This window comes from Bacillus sp. RIT 809, from assembly GCF_016892495.1.
Lineage (GTDB): Bacteria > Bacillota > Bacilli > Bacillales > Bacillaceae_G > Bacillus_A > Bacillus_A cereus_U.
In genome coordinates this window covers 101,976-119,810 of sequence record NZ_JAFEMR010000004.1, presented here as the reverse complement: position 1 = coordinate 119,810, position 17,835 = coordinate 101,976, and the positions used below count along the sequence as shown (strand labels likewise).

Genomic DNA, 17,835 nt, shown 5'->3' with positions numbered 1-17,835 from the left:
CCTATACAGCCCTTCCCCTTTCAACATTTCTATTACTTTCGTCCCCATTCAAATCGGCATATATTTTCACACAATTCTTCACATTCGAACATTTTTTACTATGCTTTTTTCTTTTTTGTGCTATAATGTGAGCAAACAACATCCTTCGGGGTCGGGTGAAATTCCCAACCGGCGGTGATGAAGCGAAAGCTTCTAAGTCCGTGACCCGTTTTCAACGCGAAAACGGTGGATCTAGTGAAACTCTAGGGCCGACAGTATAGTCTGGATGGGAGAAGGATATGTTTTCTAGTAATTATATATAGCGAATACACTTTTATTTCAGTATGCATATTTTTAAAGGTTCATTTTGACTCTTTATATATGTTTTATTTTGTATACTTATGTTTCTATACTGAAATAAAAAGATACGACTAGCGTTTGAAAAACTCGATATTTTGCTAGGTTTTTTTCTTATACCAAAATATCAGTCATCGTTAGGTTTCTTTCCTATACTTTCGTATTCGAACTATATTTCTAGAAATCACGTCTCCCAACCCCCAAGGATTCTATATCCTTGGGGGTTTTTGATTTTTTCAGGAGAGGTGACGAGAATGACAGATCAAGAATATATGAGGATTGCCTTGCAGTTAGCACAAGGAACATCGGGACAAACAAGCCCAAATCCTATGGTTGGTGCTGTTGTTGTAAAAGATGGCAACATTGTCGGAATCGGTGCCCACATGCGTGCCGGTGAAGAACACGCTGAAGTTCATGCTCTTCACATGGCTGGAGAAAGAGCAAAAGGCGCTACCGTTTATGTAACACTTGAACCGTGTAGCCATTTTGGAAAAACACCGCCTTGCTGTGAATTACTCATTGAAAAGGGAGTCAAGCGTGTTGTAATCGCCACCCTTGATTGCAATCCACTCGTTTCTGGTAATGGAAAAAGGAGATTAGAAGAAGCTGGAATCAAGGTGACTACTGGTGTTCTTGAAGCGGAAGCAACTTTATTAAATCGATACTTTTTTCACTATATGAAAACGAAACAGCCATTTGTAACAATAAAAACAGCAATGAGCTTAGATGGAAAAACAGCGACTGTAACGGGGGAAAGTAAGTGGATTACAGGTGAAGAAGCGCGAGCTGATGTTCACCAATATCGTCATATGCATGACGCTATCCTTGTCGGTGTGAATACAGTTATAACTGATAATCCACACTTAACAACACGAATTCCAAACGGAGGTAAACATCCTATACGCGTTATTTTAGATACCCACTTACGAACGCCGCCATCTTCTCATGTCATAACAGATGGCTTAGCTCCGACATGGATTATTGTCGGTAAGGATGTAAATAAAGAGAAAATAGCGTCTTATGAATCTAACAATATAGCTGTATTCCAAATGAAAACGAAGCAAAGTGAAATACAAGATGTCCTATCCCTACTCGGAGAGAAACAAATTCTTTCTCTGTTCGTTGAAGGTGGTCAAACAGTACATGCAAACTTCTTAAAAACAAATAGTTTTAATGAAATTGTGACCTATATAAGCCCGAAATTAATTGGCGGAAAAGATGCACCCACTTTATTTGGCGGAGCTGGTTTTTCGAAGTTACAAGATGCACTTTCCTTAACAATTCAAGAGATGAAACAAATTGGTAATGATATAAAAATTGTTGCAACCTTAAAAAGCGAGGTGACGGAATGTTTACAGGAATTGTAGAAGAGTTAGGAACGATATCAAGCATGACTCAAAGTGGTGAAGCAATGAAGCTAACTATTAGTGCAAATCAAATTTTATCAGATGTCAAATTAGGTGATAGTATCGCGGTTAACGGCATTTGCTTAACAGTAACTACTTTTACGACTACTTCATTCACTGTTGATGCAATGCCTGAAACAATGAATGCAACATCACTTCGTATGCTAAAACCAAGTGCCAAAGTGAATTTAGAACGGGCAATGGCTGCGAACGGACGATTCGGTGGACATTTCGTTTCAGGACATATTGATGGCATCGGAACGATTTTAACAAAAAAACAACACTATAATGCCGTCTATTATAAAATAGCAATTTCTGATGAATTACTACGCTATTGTTTGCATAAAGGATCCGTTGCTGTTGATGGCACTAGTTTAACGATATTTGATATAGACGATTCTTCTATTACCATTTCACTCATCCCGCACACAGTAAGCGAATCTGTTATCGGGGACAAGAATGCTGGAGATATCGTAAACATTGAGTGTGACATCATTGGTAAATATATCGAACGCTTTATTACTAAACCTGTAAAAAGAACAGATTCAATGACCGAAAGCTTTTTACAAGAAAACGGATTTCTATAAGGGGGAAGCACAATGTTTCATCGTATTGAAGAAGCTCTAGAAGATTTAAAACAAGGAAAAGTCGTTATCGTATGTGATGATGAAAACCGAGAAAATGAAGGCGATTTTATTGCTTTAGCAGAGTACATTACACCAGAAACGATTAATTTTATGATTACACACGGTCGTGGTCTCGTTTGCGTACCGATTACGGAGCAATACGCAGAACGTCTACAGTTAGAACCAATGGTTTCTCATAATACGGATTCGCATCATACTGCTTTTACAGTAAGCATCGATCACGTTTCTACAACAACAGGCATTAGTGCTCATGAGCGTGCTACAACAATACAGGAATTATTAAATCCCGCATCTAAAGGAACTGATTTTAACCGCCCTGGACATATCTTTCCATTAATTGCGAAAGAAGGTGGCGTCCTTCGCCGCGCAGGTCATACAGAAGCTGCTGTTGATTTAGCAAAACTTTGCGGAACTGAGCCAGCTGGCGTCATTTGCGAGATTATAAATGAAGATGGGACGATGGCACGTGTACCTGATTTAATACAGTGTGCAAAACAATTTGATATAAAAATGATTACAATTGAAGATTTAATTGCTTATCGCCGCCATCACGAAACACTTGTGACGAGAGAAGTGGAAATTACATTACCTACAGATTTCGGTACTTTTCATGCAATTGGCTATTCTAACTCATTAGATATGAAAGAACATATCGCGCTCGTAAAAGGTGATGTTTCAACAGGCGAACCTGTACTTGTACGCGTTCATTCAGAATGCTTGACAGGAGATGTATTTGGTTCGCGCCGCTGTGATTGCGGACCACAACTACATGCTGCACTTGCTCAAATTGAGCGTGAAGGAAAAGGTGTTCTTCTCTATATGAGACAAGAGGGACGCGGCATTGGCCTTCTTAATAAGCTTCGCGCTTATAAGTTACAAGAAGAAGGGTTCGATACTGTAGAAGCAAATGAAAAACTTGGGTTCCCAGCTGATCTTCGTGATTACGGTATTGGCGCTCAAATTTTAAAGGATTTAGGTTTACAAAGTTTACGATTATTAACGAATAATCCACGAAAAATTGCTGGCTTACAAGGTTACGATTTAGAAGTAACCGAGCGTGTACCGTTGCAAATGCCAGCAAAAGAAGAAAATAAAACGTATTTACAAACGAAAGTAAACAAATTAGGACATTTACTAAACTTATAATTAAGGGAGAGATACATTATGGTATTCGAAGGTCATTTAGTTGGTACAGGATTAAAAGTTGGGGTTGTTGTTGGACGTTTTAATGAGTTTATTACAAGTAAGTTACTTGGCGGAGCTTTAGATGGATTAAAGCGTCACGGTGTAGAAGAGAATGATATTGATGTTGCATGGGTTCCTGGTGCATTTGAAATTCCTTTAATCGCTAAAAAGATGGCAAATAGCGGAAAATATGATGCTGTTATTACATTAGGTACAGTAATTCGCGGTGCTACAACGCATTACGATTACGTTTGTAATGAAGTAGCAAAAGGTGTTGCGTCTTTATCACTACAAACGGACATTCCAGTTATTTTCGGTGTATTAACGACAGAAACAATTGAACAAGCGATTGAACGTGCAGGTACAAAAGCTGGTAATAAAGGATATGAATCAGCAGTTGCTGCGATTGAAATGGCTCATTTATCAAAACAATGGGCTTAAAAAAAGAGGCTGCGGCCTCTTTTTTTATTTTTTCACCTTTTTTCGTACATCTTCTATTAATTCATCCATCGTTTTTCCTTCTGTTTTTATACGAAGAGTTTGTGCTGTTCTCCACACATTTTCTCTCTTTTTCGCTTTTTCTATAATAGAAATTTCCTTCCTTACTTCTTTTAAATCTTTTCCTTCTGTTTCAAGTCCAAAATGTTCAGCTTTCGTTCGAAAATGCTGTTCAATTCTTTGTTGCATTTCTTTTTGTTCAGGATTTTCAGCCGCCTTAACTGGATCAGCACTTATCGCTTTTATTAAAATCAGACAAGTCATAATGGCTAATATGTATTTGTACATGTAAAATCCTCCAACCCGATATAAATTACATTTTTACTATGTACAATTAGAGCTTGGAAAATTCGTCCACAAAATTATTTTTCTCGTCCAAAAGTGACTACTATCAAGCGTTAATGGACTTTTATTACATTTTATTTACAAAAAAAAGCAAACCCTTTAAAGAGTTTGCTTTTCATCTATCTTATAGCGCACATTCTTCAATCTCAAATCCTAAATCTTCAATCATACCCCAGTCCGCAGTCGGCTCTTGTCCAGCTGTTGTTAAATAGTCCCCGACAAAGATAGAGTTTGCTGCAAATAAACCAAGTGGCTGTACAGAACGTAAATTAAGTTCTCGACCGCCTGAAATACGAATTTCTTTTGTTGGATTTACAAAACGCATCATCGCCAGCACTTTTAAACATTCTACAGGTGTTAATTCTTTTTGTCCTTCAAGCGGAGTACCCTTTACAGCAACAAGAAAATTACACGGAATAGAATCCGCATCTAAACGTTGTAATTCAAAGGCAATTTCAGCGCGCTGTTCAATCGTTTCTCCCATTCCGAAAATTGCTCCAGAGCATGGAGAAATACCGGCTTGCTTCGCTTTTTGGACTGTATCAACACGATCGTCATACGTATGCGTTGAACAAATGCTATCATAATTGTTAGCATGCGTATTTAAATTGTGGTTATAACGATGCACACCAGCTTCTGCTAACTGACCTGCTTGATCTTCATTTAAAAATCCTAAACAACAGCAAATTTTCAAATCTGTCGTTTCACGAATTTCCTTCACTGCTCCAATAACGTGATTTACTTCTTTATCCGTCGGACGACGACCAGATGCAACAATACAATATGTACCTGCTTTACGACGAATTGCTTCGTGCGCTCCTTCAACAATTTTCTCTTGTGTTAACCATGCATACTTATCAATCGGTGCTTCTGAAATAATAGACTGTGAACAATACCCGCAATCTTCAGGACATAATCCAGATTTCGTATTTATAATCATATTCAACTTTACTTTCTTACCAAAATGATGATGGCGAATGATGTAAGCTGCATTCATAATTTCTAAAACCTCTGTATCATCAGCTTCTAATATTGCAATTGCATCTTCTTTCGTAATCATTTTCTCTTCTACTACGTCATATGCAAGTTTTTTCCAATCCCTTTTTGTTTGTACTTGTTTCATTTCATCTCTTCCCCTCTTTTGTTATATACGTAAATAAAGCATGATATGTTGCTACTATCCCTTCTTTTTCCGTGAAGTCTCTTTCGTATATACGAAGCATCGTACGAAAGAGTGAAGGGCTTTGACAATAAGACTCTTCATTACTATTGGTCGCTCCTACTTTTCGAATAGAGTGTAGAAACTCCCTAACTTCTGTAAATCTTTCTATGTAACATGTTTCAGAAACATGCACATCCCCTGTTTCTATCCTACATATATCGAGTAACTGATCTTTCGAATAAAAACGTTGACCAATCGATGTTTCATTTCGTATATTTTTTTCTTCTTTCGCCCGCTGGAATGAAGCATGCAATTCTTGAAATGTTTCATGTCCAAACGTTGAAAAGAGTAGTACGCCATCTATAGACAAATGATGAAATAAATTTCTTATCACTTGTTTTACATTATTCAGCCATTGAAATGTGGCATTTGAAATAATGACATCATACGATTCCTCTAGTCGTAATCGTTCAATATCCTCACAGTGAAACGTTACATTTTTTACATTATGTCTAGTTTTCGCAACTGCGATCATACTTTCAGCAAAATCAACAGCTGTAATATGCGCTTTCGGAAATAAATTTGATAATTGCTCTGTTACATATCCTGTCCCGCATCCAAGTTCTAAAATACGTATTGATGCTGTTGCACTATATCGCCGATTCAATATAGAAAGTAACGAATGTGCCATCTTCTTTTGTACACTTGCATATTGATCGTAAGATACGGCTGCCCCATTAAACCGTTTTTGCAGTAACGTTTTGTTGATCATGTCGTATCCCCTCTACAAATTGGATTATCTCATTCGCGCAATATTCGAAATTCGTTACACATAATGCATGCCCAGCTTCACTTACTACTTTCAGCTTGCTGTTCCTATTCTCCGTCATACTACGTGCTGCAGACAATGGGCATATTACATCCTGTTCTCCGTGAATAAGTAGTATAGGTACTTTAACTCCTTTCAGTTCTTCTCTCATATCTGTTTCTATTAAATAATCTAAACCTAATTGTAAAGACTGAATATCATCACCTTTAAAACGTTTTACAATCTCTTCAAAATCCCCATTCGCTTTCAACTCATTTTTTGTAAACATATTTTCATAGAACCGCTTCAACGTATCTTCTTTCTTTCTCGCCAAATTCTTTTTCAGCCGTTCTACATGCAAAGAATTCCATCCACTCGTATAGTCGCTCGTATTTGTAAATTTAGCAGTACCGCCAATTAGTACAATACCTTTCGCCTTAATCTTTTTATAAGCTTGAATTGCCGCTAATGCTCCTAATGACCATCCAACTAAAATTACATTTTCATCACGTGCTACCTCTATTATTCGTCCCGCAAATTCACTTTGTTCTTTCACATTACGCCAATCTAAACATTGAACAGGATAGTCTTTAAAATACGGAAGTACAAAAGTCCAAACATCTTCTTCCATTCCCCACCCAGGAATAAAAATAACCTTTAGCTCTTTCATACTAAAAACCCCTCTTCTTTACCGATGCGTATAATATGCTGAATGGCCCATTTTAAATCCGCCATTGTATGTTGTGACGTAACAGCAAAGCGAATTCGGGAACTACCAATCGGAACAGTTGGCGGACGAATTGCAATGGCTGCGATACCTATCTCTTGTAATCTTTCACTAAACCGTAAAGCATTTTCATTTGAACCGACTACAATTGGTACAATATGAGTTGAGCTATTCCCAATGTCAAAACCAGCTTCTTGTAAATGCGTCCTGAAATATGCACCATTCGCTATAAGGTTCTCTCTTCTTTCGTTATCTTCTTTTACAATCTCAATTGCTTTTTGCACTGCTCCTAATGCTCCTGGTGGTAAAGCTGTAGTAAAAACAAAGCTTCTCATCCTATTTTGTAAGTACTCTATATAAATTGCATCACCTGTTAAATACGCACCATAACACCCTAAAGCCTTGCTAAACGTCCCCATATGTATATCGATTTTTTGAGCAAGATCTTTTTCTATATGAGATAATCCAGCTCCATCGATTCCATATATTCCACTCGCATGTGCTTCATCAACTATAATGATTGCCCCGTATTTCTCTTTCAGCTTCACTAAATCTCTCAAATATGCAGTATCACCATCCATACTAAAAACAGTATCAGTTACGATTAATTTCCTCTTGTCAGGTGACGCTACTTTCAACATCTTCTCTAAATGATCCAAATCATTATGACGATACCTTTTATGTTCTGCACCGCTTAATATAATTCCATCAACAATACTTGCGTGATTTAATTTATCACTAAAAACAATATCGTGACGACCAGCTAAAGAAGATAGTACACCTACATTTGCTGTATACCCACTATTTACGATTAACGCTCTTTCAGTACCTTTCCAGTTGCATATACTTCTCTCAACCTCTTCATACAGTGGATAATTTCCTACAACGAGACGAGATGCTGTCGCTCCAGTTCCATATTTTCTTGTGCAAGCAATAGCAGCTTCTTTCAACCTTTCATCTCCAGCTAACCCTAAATAATTATTTGACGCTAAATTTAGCATCCTTTTCTCATTTCGAATAAGCCATGTCTCTTCCGCTTTCTCTGTCACATGCAAATTACGATACTGTCCTTGCTCTCTTAATTGTTCTATTTTAGATTGAAGATGCGCGCGCCACTTTTGATTCATTTTGGATGGACTCCTCTAATTTTGAAATCATAATATGTTCTTTTGCCGATTCCAATAATTCTTCCCTAGTAAAATCACCTTCAAGGAATGGTAATAAACCTAAAACCGGTACCCCGCTCAACTCTTCAATCATTTCTTTGTTTTCTTGTACTCTTTCTTTTTCACATTCTTTACAACCAGACAAAATGACACCTGCTACTGTTAAGCCATGTGCCCTTGCATAAGAAATCGTTAAGACAGTATGATTCACTGTTCCTAGTGTAGGACGCGCTACTACAATAAGAGGAAGCTGTAATTCTTTTGCAAAATCGATTACTAAAGCATCTTCTGTATATGGGACTGCAAGCCCACCAGCCCCTTCTACAAATAGGCTATTAAACTCTTTTAGTAGTTCATTATAGTGATCAGTAATTTCTTTTAACGTTACTGTCCTTCCAGCTCTTTTCATAGCAAGTCTCGGAGCAAGTGGTTCTTCAATAGAATACGGACAAATTTCTTCTTCTCTTGTCGATACACCCGATAAGGCTTTTAACCTTGCTGCATCTCCCTCTGCGTTTGATGCAGCATGTCCACTTTGCAACGGTTTATATACCCCTACGTTATATCCCAATTCTCTAAATACACCTGCTAACGCACCTGCAACCACAGTTTTTCCAACTTCAGTATCAGTTGCCGTTATGAAAAAACCACTCATTATTCTTCCTCCGTAACATCCGAGATTGCTTTATATAAAATGCGTAACATCTCATCAATTTCAGCAATTGTAGATGCAAGAGGAGGCATAAATACAATGGTGTTACCAAGCGGACGTAAAATCATGCCTAACTCTCTTGAGCGTTTACACACTTGAACACCGACTCTTTCTGTCCATTCATACGATTCTTTCATTTCTTTATTTTTCACAAGTTCAATACCAATCATTAATCCGCACTGACGAATATCACCTACGTGCTTATATTCATTAAGCGCTTCTAATTGCCCCGCTACATATTCTGTTTTATGCGCAACAGATTCTATTAAATTAGTTTTTTCATATAGTTCTAGATTCGCAATTGCTACCGCACACCCTAACGGATTACCTGTGTAACTATGCCCATGGAAAAATGTTTTTTGTTCCTCATACTCTCCTAAGAAGGCATTATATATTTCGTCTGTCGTTACCGTAACAGCAATTGGTAAATATCCACCTGTTAAACCTTTCCCAGCTGTTAAAATGTCCGGCGTCACATTTTCATGTTCACACGCAAACATTTTCCCCGTACGCCCAAACCCAGTCGCTACCTCATCTGTAATAAATAAAACATTATATTTTGTACATAAATTACGTAGCCCTTTTAAATATCCTTTTGGCATTGTAATCATGCCTCCAGCACCTTGCATTAAAGGTTCTACAATAATTGCTGCAATTTCTTCATGTTTTTCTTTCAGCAATTCTTCCATTTCTTCTAAATGTTTCTTTACAATTTGTTCCTTATTATCTCCATAAGGAGAACGATATGTATATGGATACGGCATTTTAATTGCCTCAAATAATAGTGAACTATACACTTGGTGAAACAAGTCTATTGCTCCTACTGAAACAGCACCTATTGTATCACCGTGATATGCTTCTTTTAATGTAACAAATCTTTGTTTTCTCGGTTTTCCTTTATGCTGCCAATATTGAAAAGCCATCTTAATTGCAATTTCAACAGCGGTAGAACCAGAGTCTGAATAAAATACTTTCTTCAAGCCTTCTGGTACAACATCAATTATTTTTTCTGCTAATAAAATAGATGGAACGTTAGCAAGTCCTAACATAGTAGAATGGGCAATTTTATTTAATTGCTCACGAATTGCCTCATCTAGTTCTGGTACTTGATGCCCATGAACATTTAACCAAATAGACGAAACACCATCCCAATATTCATTTCCATTTACATCGTATAGCTTTCTTCCCTCTCCACGTTCAATAATGACAGGATCTTCTTCTAAATAATCTTTCATTTGTGTAAATGGATGCCATACGTAATCTTTATTCTTCTTCGATAATTCTTCATATGTATAAGACGATTTTTTACTCGTGTTACTATTAACAGTCACAATTGTCACCCCTAATGTTAACTTGTTTATAAATATAGTTAACATTAAAATTAAATGACTGTCAATTATTTTTAAATCAAATAGTTCTTAAAAAAGAACAACTTATCATACGATAAGTTGTTCTACTTTCCATGTTGTATCTTTCCAATTTCTAAAATAATCTCTTCCTCTTTTTTTCCTTCTGTATCAATTCCAAGTTGCTTAGCATGCTCAATTAATAAATCATGGCGCTGCTCAAACCTAGCGGTATCTACTTCTTTCGTAATCTCTTCTTTTGTTTTCCCTTCAGTAGAAACTCCTAGTTTTGCAGCTGATTTTTCCATCGATTTCTTCTCTTCAGTTTCTTTCACTTTCTTCACTTCTGACTGCTGTATTTGCGTTTGTTTCGACTGCTCTAATTCAGCTGCAAAAGCTGTGTAAATTCCAGCACTTCCGCCAACGACTAGTAAGGTGGTAAAAAGAATTATTTTTTTCTTCACTCTTTCCTCCCCTTTCAAATTCATTATAACGCACATTTTTATAGTATAAAAACCATTTCTCCTTTATTCCCCTAAAAAAATATCGAATATTTTTATTGACATGTATGATGAATATATGATAAAAATTTAACTAACATCATATGAATCGGCGTTGATAGGATTTAGTAGTATTTCGTTTTCTGATTTCAGAGAGCTGGTGGTCGGTGCGAACCAGTACAGAGCGATTTATGAATTACCCCCTGGAGCTTCTTTTACGAAACGTGAGGAGTAGTGAAAGACGGTTTAGACCGTTATGTCTAAAGAGTGGTGAAACGACACTGTTTCACAATTTAGGGTGGTACCGCGAATTTTTCGTCCCTGCATATATTGCAGGGGCGTTTTTATTTTATTAGCGCATATCATATGGTCCTTTATTTTGTGATACATTCCTTTCACAAGCTAGGGTGGTACCGCGATTTCTTCGTCCCTGCATAATTATATGCAGGGGCGTTTTTTTATTCCAATCTTTATTGAGCGATTATCCTAAAAATTTGAGATAGGAGAGATACAAAGCTTGATAAATCCCGATTTTTTAAACTTTATGATGAAAAACAATTACCGGTAATTTGTCACAAGATTCTAAATTTCATAAAGGAATATACAGTATTGGCGAATTTTATATAAAAAAGAGCTATTTTAGATTAATTAGGAGGGGAAAACAATGATTTCAAAAATTGAATCTATTCTTTTAACATTTTTTATCTTTTTCTGTATTGGCTTTAGTGTTATTCAATTAGAAGTTTCACCACATATCCCAATTTTATTCGGCATCGTTATTTTATTAGCGTTTGGATTTATGAAAAAAATCTCTTGGTCTACTATGGAAAAAGGGATGATAAGTAGTATTTCAGCTGGTATTCCATCTATTTTTATTTTCTTACTTGTAGGAGTATTAATTAGTGTTTGGATCGCAGCTGGAACAATTCCAACTTTAATGGTATACGGATTCCAACTTGTATCTCCAAAAATTTTCGTTCCTACTGTTTTTGTTGTTTGTGCAATTGTTGGAACAAGTATCGGTAGTGCATTTACAACTGCAGCAACAGTAGGGCTTGCCTTTATGGGAATGGGTAGTGCTCTCGGATACGATCCAGCTCTTATTGCTGGTGCAATTATTTCTGGTGCATTCTTTGGGGATAAAATGTCTCCTTTATCTGATACAACAAACTTAGCTCCAGCTGTAACTGGTGTAGATTTATTTGAACATATTCGCAACATGCTTTGGACAACAGTCCCTGCTTTCATTATTGCTTTTATCGCATTTTTCATTTTAGGAAGCGGCACTAGAGGAGACGTTGATTTCACAAACTTTATTAGTACGTTAGAAAAAAATGCAACGATTTCTATCGTTACACTTATTCCGATTTTATTACTGTTCCTATTCGCATTTAAGAAAGTACCCGCAGTTCCAACATTACTTGCAGGAATCGTAGTAGGGATCATCATTCTCTTTATTTTTAACCCTAGTACTTCTTTAGCTGATTTAATGAAAATTATGCAAGATGGTTACGTTTCTAAAACTGGTATAAAAGATATTGATAGCTTATTATCTCGGGGTGGTTTACAAAGTATGATGATGTCAATTGCTCTTATTTTCCTCGCTCTTTGTATGGGGGGGTTACTACAAGGAATGGGCATTATCACGCAGCTGATGAATATCATCTCTAGCTTCGTAAAAAATAGTACACGCTTAATCGTCTCTACCGCTTTCACTGCAATTGGTGTAAACTTCTTACTTGGCGAACAATACTTATCAATCGTTTTAACAGGACAAGCATTCGCTAACAAATACGATGAAGTCGGTTTAGAACGTCGTAATTTATCACGAGTATTAGAAGATGCTGGTACAGTAATTAATCCGCTCGTACCATGGGGTGTAAGCGGCGTATTCTTAACAAACGTCCTTAGCGTTCCAACATTCGATTATGTTCCATACGCAATCTTCTGTTTAGCTTGCCCAGTCTTAACAATTATTGTTGGTTTCACTGGATTTGGTCTTTCATGGAAGAAAGAAAAAGCAGTACCAGTTTCATAATATAGAATAAAAAAAGGATTACCGTAATCGGTAATCCTTTTTTCATACAACACTTTACTATCTATTTATTTGCTTTCTTTCTTCTAAATAACATAAGTAATCCCGCTCCAACAAACGCCAGACCAACTCCAATTGTAGAAGCAATACTCGCACCTGTTTTCGGTAAATCACGTTCCTCTTTATTTTCACTTACAGTTGTTGTTTCTTTTGTATTTTGATTATCCGTTGTAGTTTGTCCAGATCCTGCGTTGTTTCCATCTTGTTTTGGTTCATTTCCATTATTACCTTCATCTGTTGGCGGTGCCGTTGGATTCTCCCCATTATTGCCATCACCTGTTGGTGGTGTCGTTGGATTCTCTCCATTATTGCCATCACCTGTTGGCGGTGTCGTTGGATTCTCTCCACCAGTTTCCTTACCACCGTCGTTCTTCTTCGTTATATCAATTGCATATTTAGCGAATTCATTTTCAGATGGTCCAACATATGATATTTTTCCATCTTTCTTTATATATTTTTGTGCATTTGGTGAAGAATCAAATGTTGTATTTAATTTATCTGCAATAATCGGTTTAAACGCCCAATTTTGATCTGCTGCTGGATTAATAACTGGTGTTTCTTGCATGTACTTCACAATAATCTGACGTGTTTCATCTTGCGATTGGTATACAACTTCGCCTTTACTTACACCAGGGAACGTTTGGCTACTTCCGCGATAGTTATTTGTAGCTACAATGAACTCTTGATTGTCAGCTACAGGCTTACCTTCATACGTCATATTTACAATACGATTCGTATTTTCATTTACAACTTTGCCATCTTTATCGTATTTCGCTGGTTGCGTTACGTCAATTTCGTATTTTAAGCCATCTAAAACATCAAAATTATATGTAGGATAACCTATATTTACTAGTGGCTGTTCTTCTGTTTTCTTTGAATCAATTTGATTAAATTGACCAGCAGACATTTCAAGCCATTCTTTCACTTGTGCCCCGCTTACTTTTACAGCATATAATGTATTTGGATATACATATAAATCCGCTACGTTTTTAATTGCTAACGTCCCTGCTGGAATATCCGTATAATATGTAGCACCGTTTCGGCCACCTGCTTTAAATGGTGCTCCTGCGGATAATACCGGAATTCCTTTATATTTACTATATTGTCCGTTTTCAGCGAATAACTTTTCTACATACCATTTTTGTGCATTCGTCACAAGTTGTACGGAAGGATCATCTTGTACTAATGAAAAATAACTATTAATTGGTGCTGTCGTTTTACCTACAGCTGTATTTACATAGTTAATTGTTGCTTCATGATCATCTTTAATTTCATTAACTAGTTTTTGATCGGATTCTACTAATGGATTCCCTTTATTATCAGCAATTGGACGAACTTGTGGCTTAGATTGCTCTTTTTGTACTTGCCATTTTCCTTCTACCTTTTTCAATTGCATATCAATAATCCCTAAATTACTTCCAAAAACACCTGGCATTACAACCGGAACACCATTAAATGTATCTGTTACTACAGTATGTGAGTGTCCCATTAATACTGCATCAACACCAGGAATTTCTGTTAAATAATACGATGCATTTTCCATTCCAACGTTGTATCCACTCTTATCAACACCTGAATGAGCTAACGCAACGATAACGTCTGCACCTTCTTCTTTCATTTTCGGTACCATGTTCTTCGCTGTTTGAACAATATCTTTCGCTTTTACTTTTCCTTCTAAATTTGCTTTATCCCAGTTCATAACTTGAGGTGGAACAAATCCCATTACACCAATTTTCACCTTTTGCTTTTGACCAGATTCATCCTCTACTTCTTTTTCAAAAATATGATATGGTTTAAAGTAATTTTTATCGTTCTCTTCATTATTATCGTGATCGTCTTTATAGACGTTCGAGTTAATAACTGGGAATTCCGTTTTACTAATTACTTTGTTTAAATAATCTAAGCCATAGTTAAATTCATGGTTTCCAAGAGAGATGACGTCATACTTCATTAAATTCATTAGACGATATAATGGATGTACATAACTCGGATCAACCGGCTTTTTCGGATCATTTATTTTATTCGCCACATAATCCCCAAGTGGCGTACCTTGTAATGCATCCCCATCATCAAATAAGACAGAGTTCTTCGCTTCTTCACGCGCTTTATTAACAAGTGTTGCAGTTTGCACGAGACCTACTTTATTATCTGTTTTCGTTTGATAATAATCGTAATTCATTAAGTTAACGTGAATATCTGATGTTTCTAGAATTCGTAAGTTAACTGTACTCTCCCCAGTTTTCTCATCCGCATGAGCTGTTGTTGGCAACACTTGTGGTGCTATAACGCCAATAGCAAGAGTTGCTCCAGCTAGCATTTTTTTTGACTTTTTCACAAAAAATCCCCCTTATACAATTACCAGAAATAATGAAATGAATCCCTATCTGCCTCTAACCACATACCTTTTTTCTTCTATTAGAGACACGATTTTCATTTCATCCTGCGCTAACGAGTAGTCCCCTTAAACGCCCGATTGATGAAAACTAACAATTAACGGAAAATAAAGCTCCCACTAAGCAGAATTTCACCTTATCTGACATTATCATATATAAAGTTCTTTCATATCGTCAATATTTTTTGACAAACTTCAACAAATTTTCTGTAAAATTATTATAAACTTTTCATAAACATATAATATGCCCTTACATTGCTAATACTGCTGAATATGATACAATTACCAATTACAAGGAGGATGAATTTATGAAAAAAGTCATCTTAACAATTGTTTGTCTCCTCCTTCTAATCATTTCTTATTCTAATTTTGAAAAGAACGATGAGACAAAACAAAACGAACCTGAAGAAAAAACAGAGAAAACATCTGCTCCAAGTTGGATTGATAAGCAAACAAACGACTCCTTTTATCACCTCGTATTAGGTGATTCACTCGCTAAAGGATATGGATCAACACAAGGTGGATTTGCCGAATTAGCTTCTAGACAATTAGAAGGACAAATTCATAAACCAATTACAGTAGAAAACCTCGGTGTAAATGGTCTCACTACAGATCGTCTCGTTAAGAAAGTCCAGTCAGAAGAAGTTCATCAAAAAATTAGGGAAGCAAATATCATTACTATTAGTATTGGAGGAAATAATTTATTCCGCTTAAATCGTGATGTAGGTGTTATAGATGGTATTAAAATGTTAAATAAAGAAAAAGCCCGTTTTGAAACGGATGTAAAAAATATTGTAAAGACCGTTCGAGATCAAAATCCGAATGCTTTACTCATTCTCTCTGAACTCTATAACCCTTTACAACTAGAGGACTCCATCGCAAGTTATGCAGATATGTTTTTAGACGGTTGGAATGATTCTATTTATTCTATTTCAAAAGCACATCAACCGTCGATCGTTTTACCAATTCGCAAATTAATATCGAATGATAAAAAAGAGTTACTATTTGACCAAGTACACCCAAATGATAACGGTTATGCGATTATTGCCAATACATTTACAAAGCAAGTGTTATCCTACAAATATTAAGGCTACCATGAAACAATTCTATTTTTATACCTTGTCTTTTTTGTTACAATGATAGTGGAAGGGGGCCGTTATATGGAATCACGCGAGTGGGAACGTATTGTTGATCATCTTCTTTCGCTAGTGCCTCTTTTTTATCGCAAATTTATGCTTCCTGGAGAGTTTTCTTCTCAAAGACATATGCCGCCATCGCATACGCAAGTGTTACTGCTTTTGCATGAAAATGGTACATTAGCAGTTTCAGAAATTGGCAAGCGGCTAGCGATTTCACGGCCTAACATGACCCCTCTATTAAACAAACTTATTCAAGAAGAACTAATAGAGCGTCATTATAGCGAAAAAGATCGACGGGTCATTTTAATTTCCCTAACAACTGAAGGGAAATTGCTAGTAAATCAGTATCAGCAATTCATTTTAGACAAACTAAAAGAAAATTTTCAAACATTATCTGAGGAAGAGCGTGAAAAGCTCATTCATTCTCTTAAAACCATTCAAAATTTAATTTTGAAAACAAACGCATAAAGCTGCTTCTAAATAGAAGCAGCTTTATGATTCGTAATAATTACCATAGTATACATTTGAATATGGCCATGTCATTAAATACGGCTTTTGTTCTTGAACAGGTTGCTGCTGAGGCTGTTGTATTTGCTGTATTTGTTGCTGTGGATACACTCCGAATTGCTGCCTCATATCATTTACAGCATAATAATTTGTATACGGATATACTTGAGGTACGTAATAATAATACATTCATTCTCTCCCCCTTTTTCTTAAACATATTCAAAGGAGAAAATGAATGTGACATTCTTTATATTTGTACAAGTGGTTCTCTCACTTGTTTCTTTCTTTTCTTCAAACGTAACTTACGATTCTTTTCATATAAATAATGCACTACGAAATATGAAATTACCCCAAACACAATTCCTATTATCGTCATACCAATTAATACATATACTTCACTCTGTAATAAGCTCTTTAACATCGTAAAAATATGGCTCGAAAACAAATCTGATATCGTAAATGGTTCATGATGTATTTTCTGTACATGAAATGGATAAATCATTTTCCCTAACGCATAAGCAAACGGAAATAAAAACACTGGGAGAAACGATATTTTCCCAATAATATTACCAATGACTGCGGCTGGAAAAGATCCCTTTGCTAACCTGACAATTGGATAAAATATTAAATATACGAGCGATGCCGTATAAATCACCAACATTTCTAAACCAAATCCAATAGCAAAACCTAACGACACTTTCTTTGCTCCTTCTGGCGATCGAAGCAACTTAAAATATTGAAACTTTAATATTCTCCACATTCGTTGAAAAAACGAATATGTTTTCTGAGTTGTTTTCAAATTCATCATCTCTTTAACTATATTTTTTTATCTAGTATGTCCTTACATGATATGAAAAATAAAGT

The 17,835-nt window shown here is 36.2% G+C and carries 18 protein-coding genes, 1 riboswitch and 1 other annotated feature; of the genes, 7 read left to right on the top strand and 11 right to left on the bottom strand.

Annotated features, from left to right (window positions below; translation table 11 throughout):
• Positions 1-137 precede the first annotated feature (137 nt).
• Positions 138-281, top strand: a riboswitch (FMN riboswitch).
• Positions 282-590: 309 nt separating this feature from the next.
• Genes ribD through ribH form a run of 4 tightly spaced genes read left to right on the top strand, consistent with a single transcriptional unit; the run spans position 591 to position 4,015 of the window.
• Positions 591-1,703: a bifunctional diaminohydroxyphosphoribosylaminopyrimidine deaminase/5-amino-6-(5-phosphoribosylamino)uracil reductase RibD gene (ribD, locus tag JTF23_RS06385; RefSeq protein ID WP_204208314.1), complete on the top strand. Its 1,113-nt coding sequence runs from the start codon at positions 591-593 to the stop codon at positions 1,701-1,703.
• Positions 1,685-2,329: a riboflavin synthase gene (gene ribE / locus JTF23_RS06380; protein ID WP_204208313.1), complete on the top strand. Its 645-nt coding sequence runs from the start codon at positions 1,685-1,687 to the stop codon at positions 2,327-2,329. Before ribD ends, ribE begins: the two co-directional genes overlap by 19 nt.
• A 12-nt stretch (positions 2,330-2,341) precedes the next feature.
• Positions 2,342-3,535, top strand: coding sequence for a bifunctional 3,4-dihydroxy-2-butanone-4-phosphate synthase/GTP cyclohydrolase II (gene ribBA, locus JTF23_RS06375; RefSeq protein WP_204208312.1), 1,194 nt, complete (start codon positions 2,342-2,344; stop codon positions 3,533-3,535).
• 18 nt (positions 3,536-3,553) lie between these two features.
• Positions 3,554-4,015: a 6,7-dimethyl-8-ribityllumazine synthase gene (gene ribH, locus JTF23_RS06370; protein WP_000230892.1), complete on the top strand. Its 462-nt coding sequence runs from the start codon at positions 3,554-3,556 to the stop codon at positions 4,013-4,015.
• Between the two features lie 24 nt (positions 4,016-4,039).
• Here ribH and JTF23_RS06365 read toward each other — a convergent pair whose 3' ends face one another.
• From JTF23_RS06365 to JTF23_RS06330, 8 genes are all read right to left on the bottom strand, one after another.
• Complete coding sequence (locus tag JTF23_RS06365) at positions 4,040-4,360, bottom strand: hypothetical protein (protein WP_204208311.1); 321 nt, start codon at positions 4,358-4,360, stop codon at positions 4,040-4,042.
• Positions 4,361-4,541: 181 nt separating this feature from the next.
• Complete coding sequence (gene bioB / locus JTF23_RS06360; RefSeq protein ID WP_000815853.1) at positions 4,542-5,540, bottom strand: biotin synthase; 999 nt, start codon at positions 5,538-5,540, stop codon at positions 4,542-4,544.
• A 1-nt stretch (position 5,541) separates the two neighbouring features.
• On the bottom strand, positions 5,542-6,351 hold the full coding sequence (gene bioC, locus JTF23_RS06355) for a malonyl-ACP O-methyltransferase BioC (RefSeq protein ID WP_204208310.1): 810 nt from the start codon (positions 6,349-6,351) through the stop codon (positions 5,542-5,544).
• Complete coding sequence (locus JTF23_RS06350; RefSeq protein WP_204208309.1) at positions 6,317-7,057, bottom strand: alpha/beta fold hydrolase; 741 nt, start codon at positions 7,055-7,057, stop codon at positions 6,317-6,319. Before JTF23_RS06350 ends, bioC begins: the two co-directional genes overlap by 35 nt.
• Positions 7,054-8,241 (bottom strand): 8-amino-7-oxononanoate synthase, encoded by a 1,188-nt coding sequence (bioF, locus tag JTF23_RS06345; protein WP_204208308.1) that lies wholly within the window; start codon positions 8,239-8,241, stop codon positions 7,054-7,056. The genes JTF23_RS06350 and bioF overlap by 4 nt, the downstream gene beginning before the upstream one ends.
• Positions 8,207-8,935 carry a dethiobiotin synthase gene (bioD, locus tag JTF23_RS06340; protein ID WP_002111673.1) on the bottom strand — a complete coding sequence of 243 codons (729 nt, stop codon included), beginning with the start codon at positions 8,933-8,935 and terminating at the stop codon, positions 8,207-8,209. Before bioD ends, bioF begins: the two co-directional genes overlap by 35 nt.
• Positions 8,935-10,368, bottom strand: a complete 1,434-nt coding sequence (bioA, locus tag JTF23_RS06335; RefSeq protein WP_204208307.1) for an adenosylmethionine--8-amino-7-oxononanoate transaminase — start codon at positions 10,366-10,368, stop codon at positions 8,935-8,937. The genes bioD and bioA overlap by 1 nt, the downstream gene beginning before the upstream one ends.
• Before the next feature lie 77 nt (positions 10,369-10,445).
• Entirely contained in the window at positions 10,446-10,802 is a 357-nt protein-coding gene (locus JTF23_RS06330) for a hypothetical protein (RefSeq protein ID WP_204208306.1), read from the bottom strand.
• Positions 10,803-10,944: 142 nt separating this feature from the next.
• Positions 10,945-11,164: a binding site (T-box leader), on the top strand.
• A 338-nt stretch (positions 11,165-11,502) separates the two neighbouring features.
• Between JTF23_RS06330 and nhaC the strand changes: the two genes are divergently transcribed.
• Positions 11,503-12,876 (top strand): Na+/H+ antiporter NhaC, encoded by a 1,374-nt coding sequence (nhaC, locus tag JTF23_RS06325; RefSeq protein ID WP_002160581.1) that lies wholly within the window; start codon positions 11,503-11,505, stop codon positions 12,874-12,876.
• A gap of 61 nt (positions 12,877-12,937) precedes the next feature.
• Here the strand turns inward: nhaC and cpdB are convergent, their stop codons facing one another.
• Complete coding sequence (gene cpdB, locus JTF23_RS06320; RefSeq protein ID WP_204208305.1) at positions 12,938-15,268, bottom strand: bifunctional 2',3'-cyclic-nucleotide 2'-phosphodiesterase/3'-nucleotidase; 2,331 nt, start codon at positions 15,266-15,268, stop codon at positions 12,938-12,940.
• Between the two features lie 365 nt (positions 15,269-15,633).
• On the opposite strand from cpdB, the gene JTF23_RS06315 reads away from it, so the two are divergent.
• Entirely contained in the window at positions 15,634-16,413 is a 780-nt protein-coding gene (locus JTF23_RS06315; RefSeq protein ID WP_002111681.1) for a GDSL-type esterase/lipase family protein, read from the top strand.
• 72 nt (positions 16,414-16,485) lie between these two features.
• A complete protein-coding gene (locus JTF23_RS06310) occupies positions 16,486-16,932 on the top strand; it encodes a MarR family winged helix-turn-helix transcriptional regulator (RefSeq protein WP_002111682.1) in 447 nt (148 codons plus the stop codon).
• 24 nt (positions 16,933-16,956) lie between these two features.
• Here the strand turns inward: JTF23_RS06310 and JTF23_RS06305 are convergent, their stop codons facing one another.
• Positions 16,957-17,160 (bottom strand): hypothetical protein, encoded by a 204-nt coding sequence (locus JTF23_RS06305; protein WP_002111683.1) that lies wholly within the window; start codon positions 17,158-17,160, stop codon positions 16,957-16,959.
• Positions 17,161-17,218: 58 nt separating this feature from the next.
• The gene (locus JTF23_RS06300) at positions 17,219-17,770 is read right to left on the bottom strand and encodes a DUF2062 domain-containing protein (protein ID WP_002111684.1); all 552 of its coding nucleotides are present in this window, start codon (positions 17,768-17,770) and stop codon (positions 17,219-17,221) included.
• Positions 17,771-17,835 lie beyond the last annotated feature (65 nt).

What these genes read in the sequence shown, in the direction of transcription:
- nhaC (WP_002160581.1), top strand. Translation starts at nt 11,503, where the DNA reads ATGATTTCAAAAATTGAATCTATTCTTTTAACATTTTTTATCTTTTTC.
- JTF23_RS06315 (WP_002111681.1), top strand. Translation starts at nt 15,634, where the DNA reads ATGAAAAAAGTCATCTTAACAATTGTTTGTCTCCTCCTTCTAATCATT.
- bioC (WP_204208310.1), bottom strand. Translation starts at nt 6,351, where the DNA reads ATGATCAACAAAACGTTACTGCAAAAACGGTTTAATGGGGCAGCCGTA.
- bioD (WP_002111673.1), bottom strand. Translation starts at nt 8,935, where the DNA reads ATGAGTGGTTTTTTCATAACGGCAACTGATACTGAAGTTGGAAAAACT.
- ribE (WP_204208313.1), top strand. Translation starts at nt 1,685, where the DNA reads ATGTTTACAGGAATTGTAGAAGAGTTAGGAACGATATCAAGCATGACT.
- ribH (WP_000230892.1), top strand. Translation starts at nt 3,554, where the DNA reads ATGGTATTCGAAGGTCATTTAGTTGGTACAGGATTAAAAGTTGGGGTT.
- JTF23_RS06305 (WP_002111683.1), bottom strand. Translation starts at nt 17,160, where the DNA reads ATGTATTATTATTACGTACCTCAAGTATATCCGTATACAAATTATTAT.
- bioF (WP_204208308.1), bottom strand. Translation starts at nt 8,241, where the DNA reads ATGAATCAAAAGTGGCGCGCGCATCTTCAATCTAAAATAGAACAATTA.
- JTF23_RS06350 (WP_204208309.1), bottom strand. Translation starts at nt 7,057, where the DNA reads ATGAAAGAGCTAAAGGTTATTTTTATTCCTGGGTGGGGAATGGAAGAA.
- JTF23_RS06310 (WP_002111682.1), top strand. Translation starts at nt 16,486, where the DNA reads ATGGAATCACGCGAGTGGGAACGTATTGTTGATCATCTTCTTTCGCTA.
- bioB (WP_000815853.1), bottom strand. Translation starts at nt 5,540, where the DNA reads ATGAAACAAGTACAAACAAAAAGGGATTGGAAAAAACTTGCATATGAC.
- ribD (WP_204208314.1), top strand. Translation starts at nt 591, where the DNA reads ATGACAGATCAAGAATATATGAGGATTGCCTTGCAGTTAGCACAAGGA.
- JTF23_RS06365 (WP_204208311.1), bottom strand. Translation starts at nt 4,360, where the DNA reads ATGTACAAATACATATTAGCCATTATGACTTGTCTGATTTTAATAAAA.
- bioA (WP_204208307.1), bottom strand. Translation starts at nt 10,368, where the DNA reads ATGTTAACTATATTTATAAACAAGTTAACATTAGGGGTGACAATTGTG.
- ribBA (WP_204208312.1), top strand. Translation starts at nt 2,342, where the DNA reads ATGTTTCATCGTATTGAAGAAGCTCTAGAAGATTTAAAACAAGGAAAA.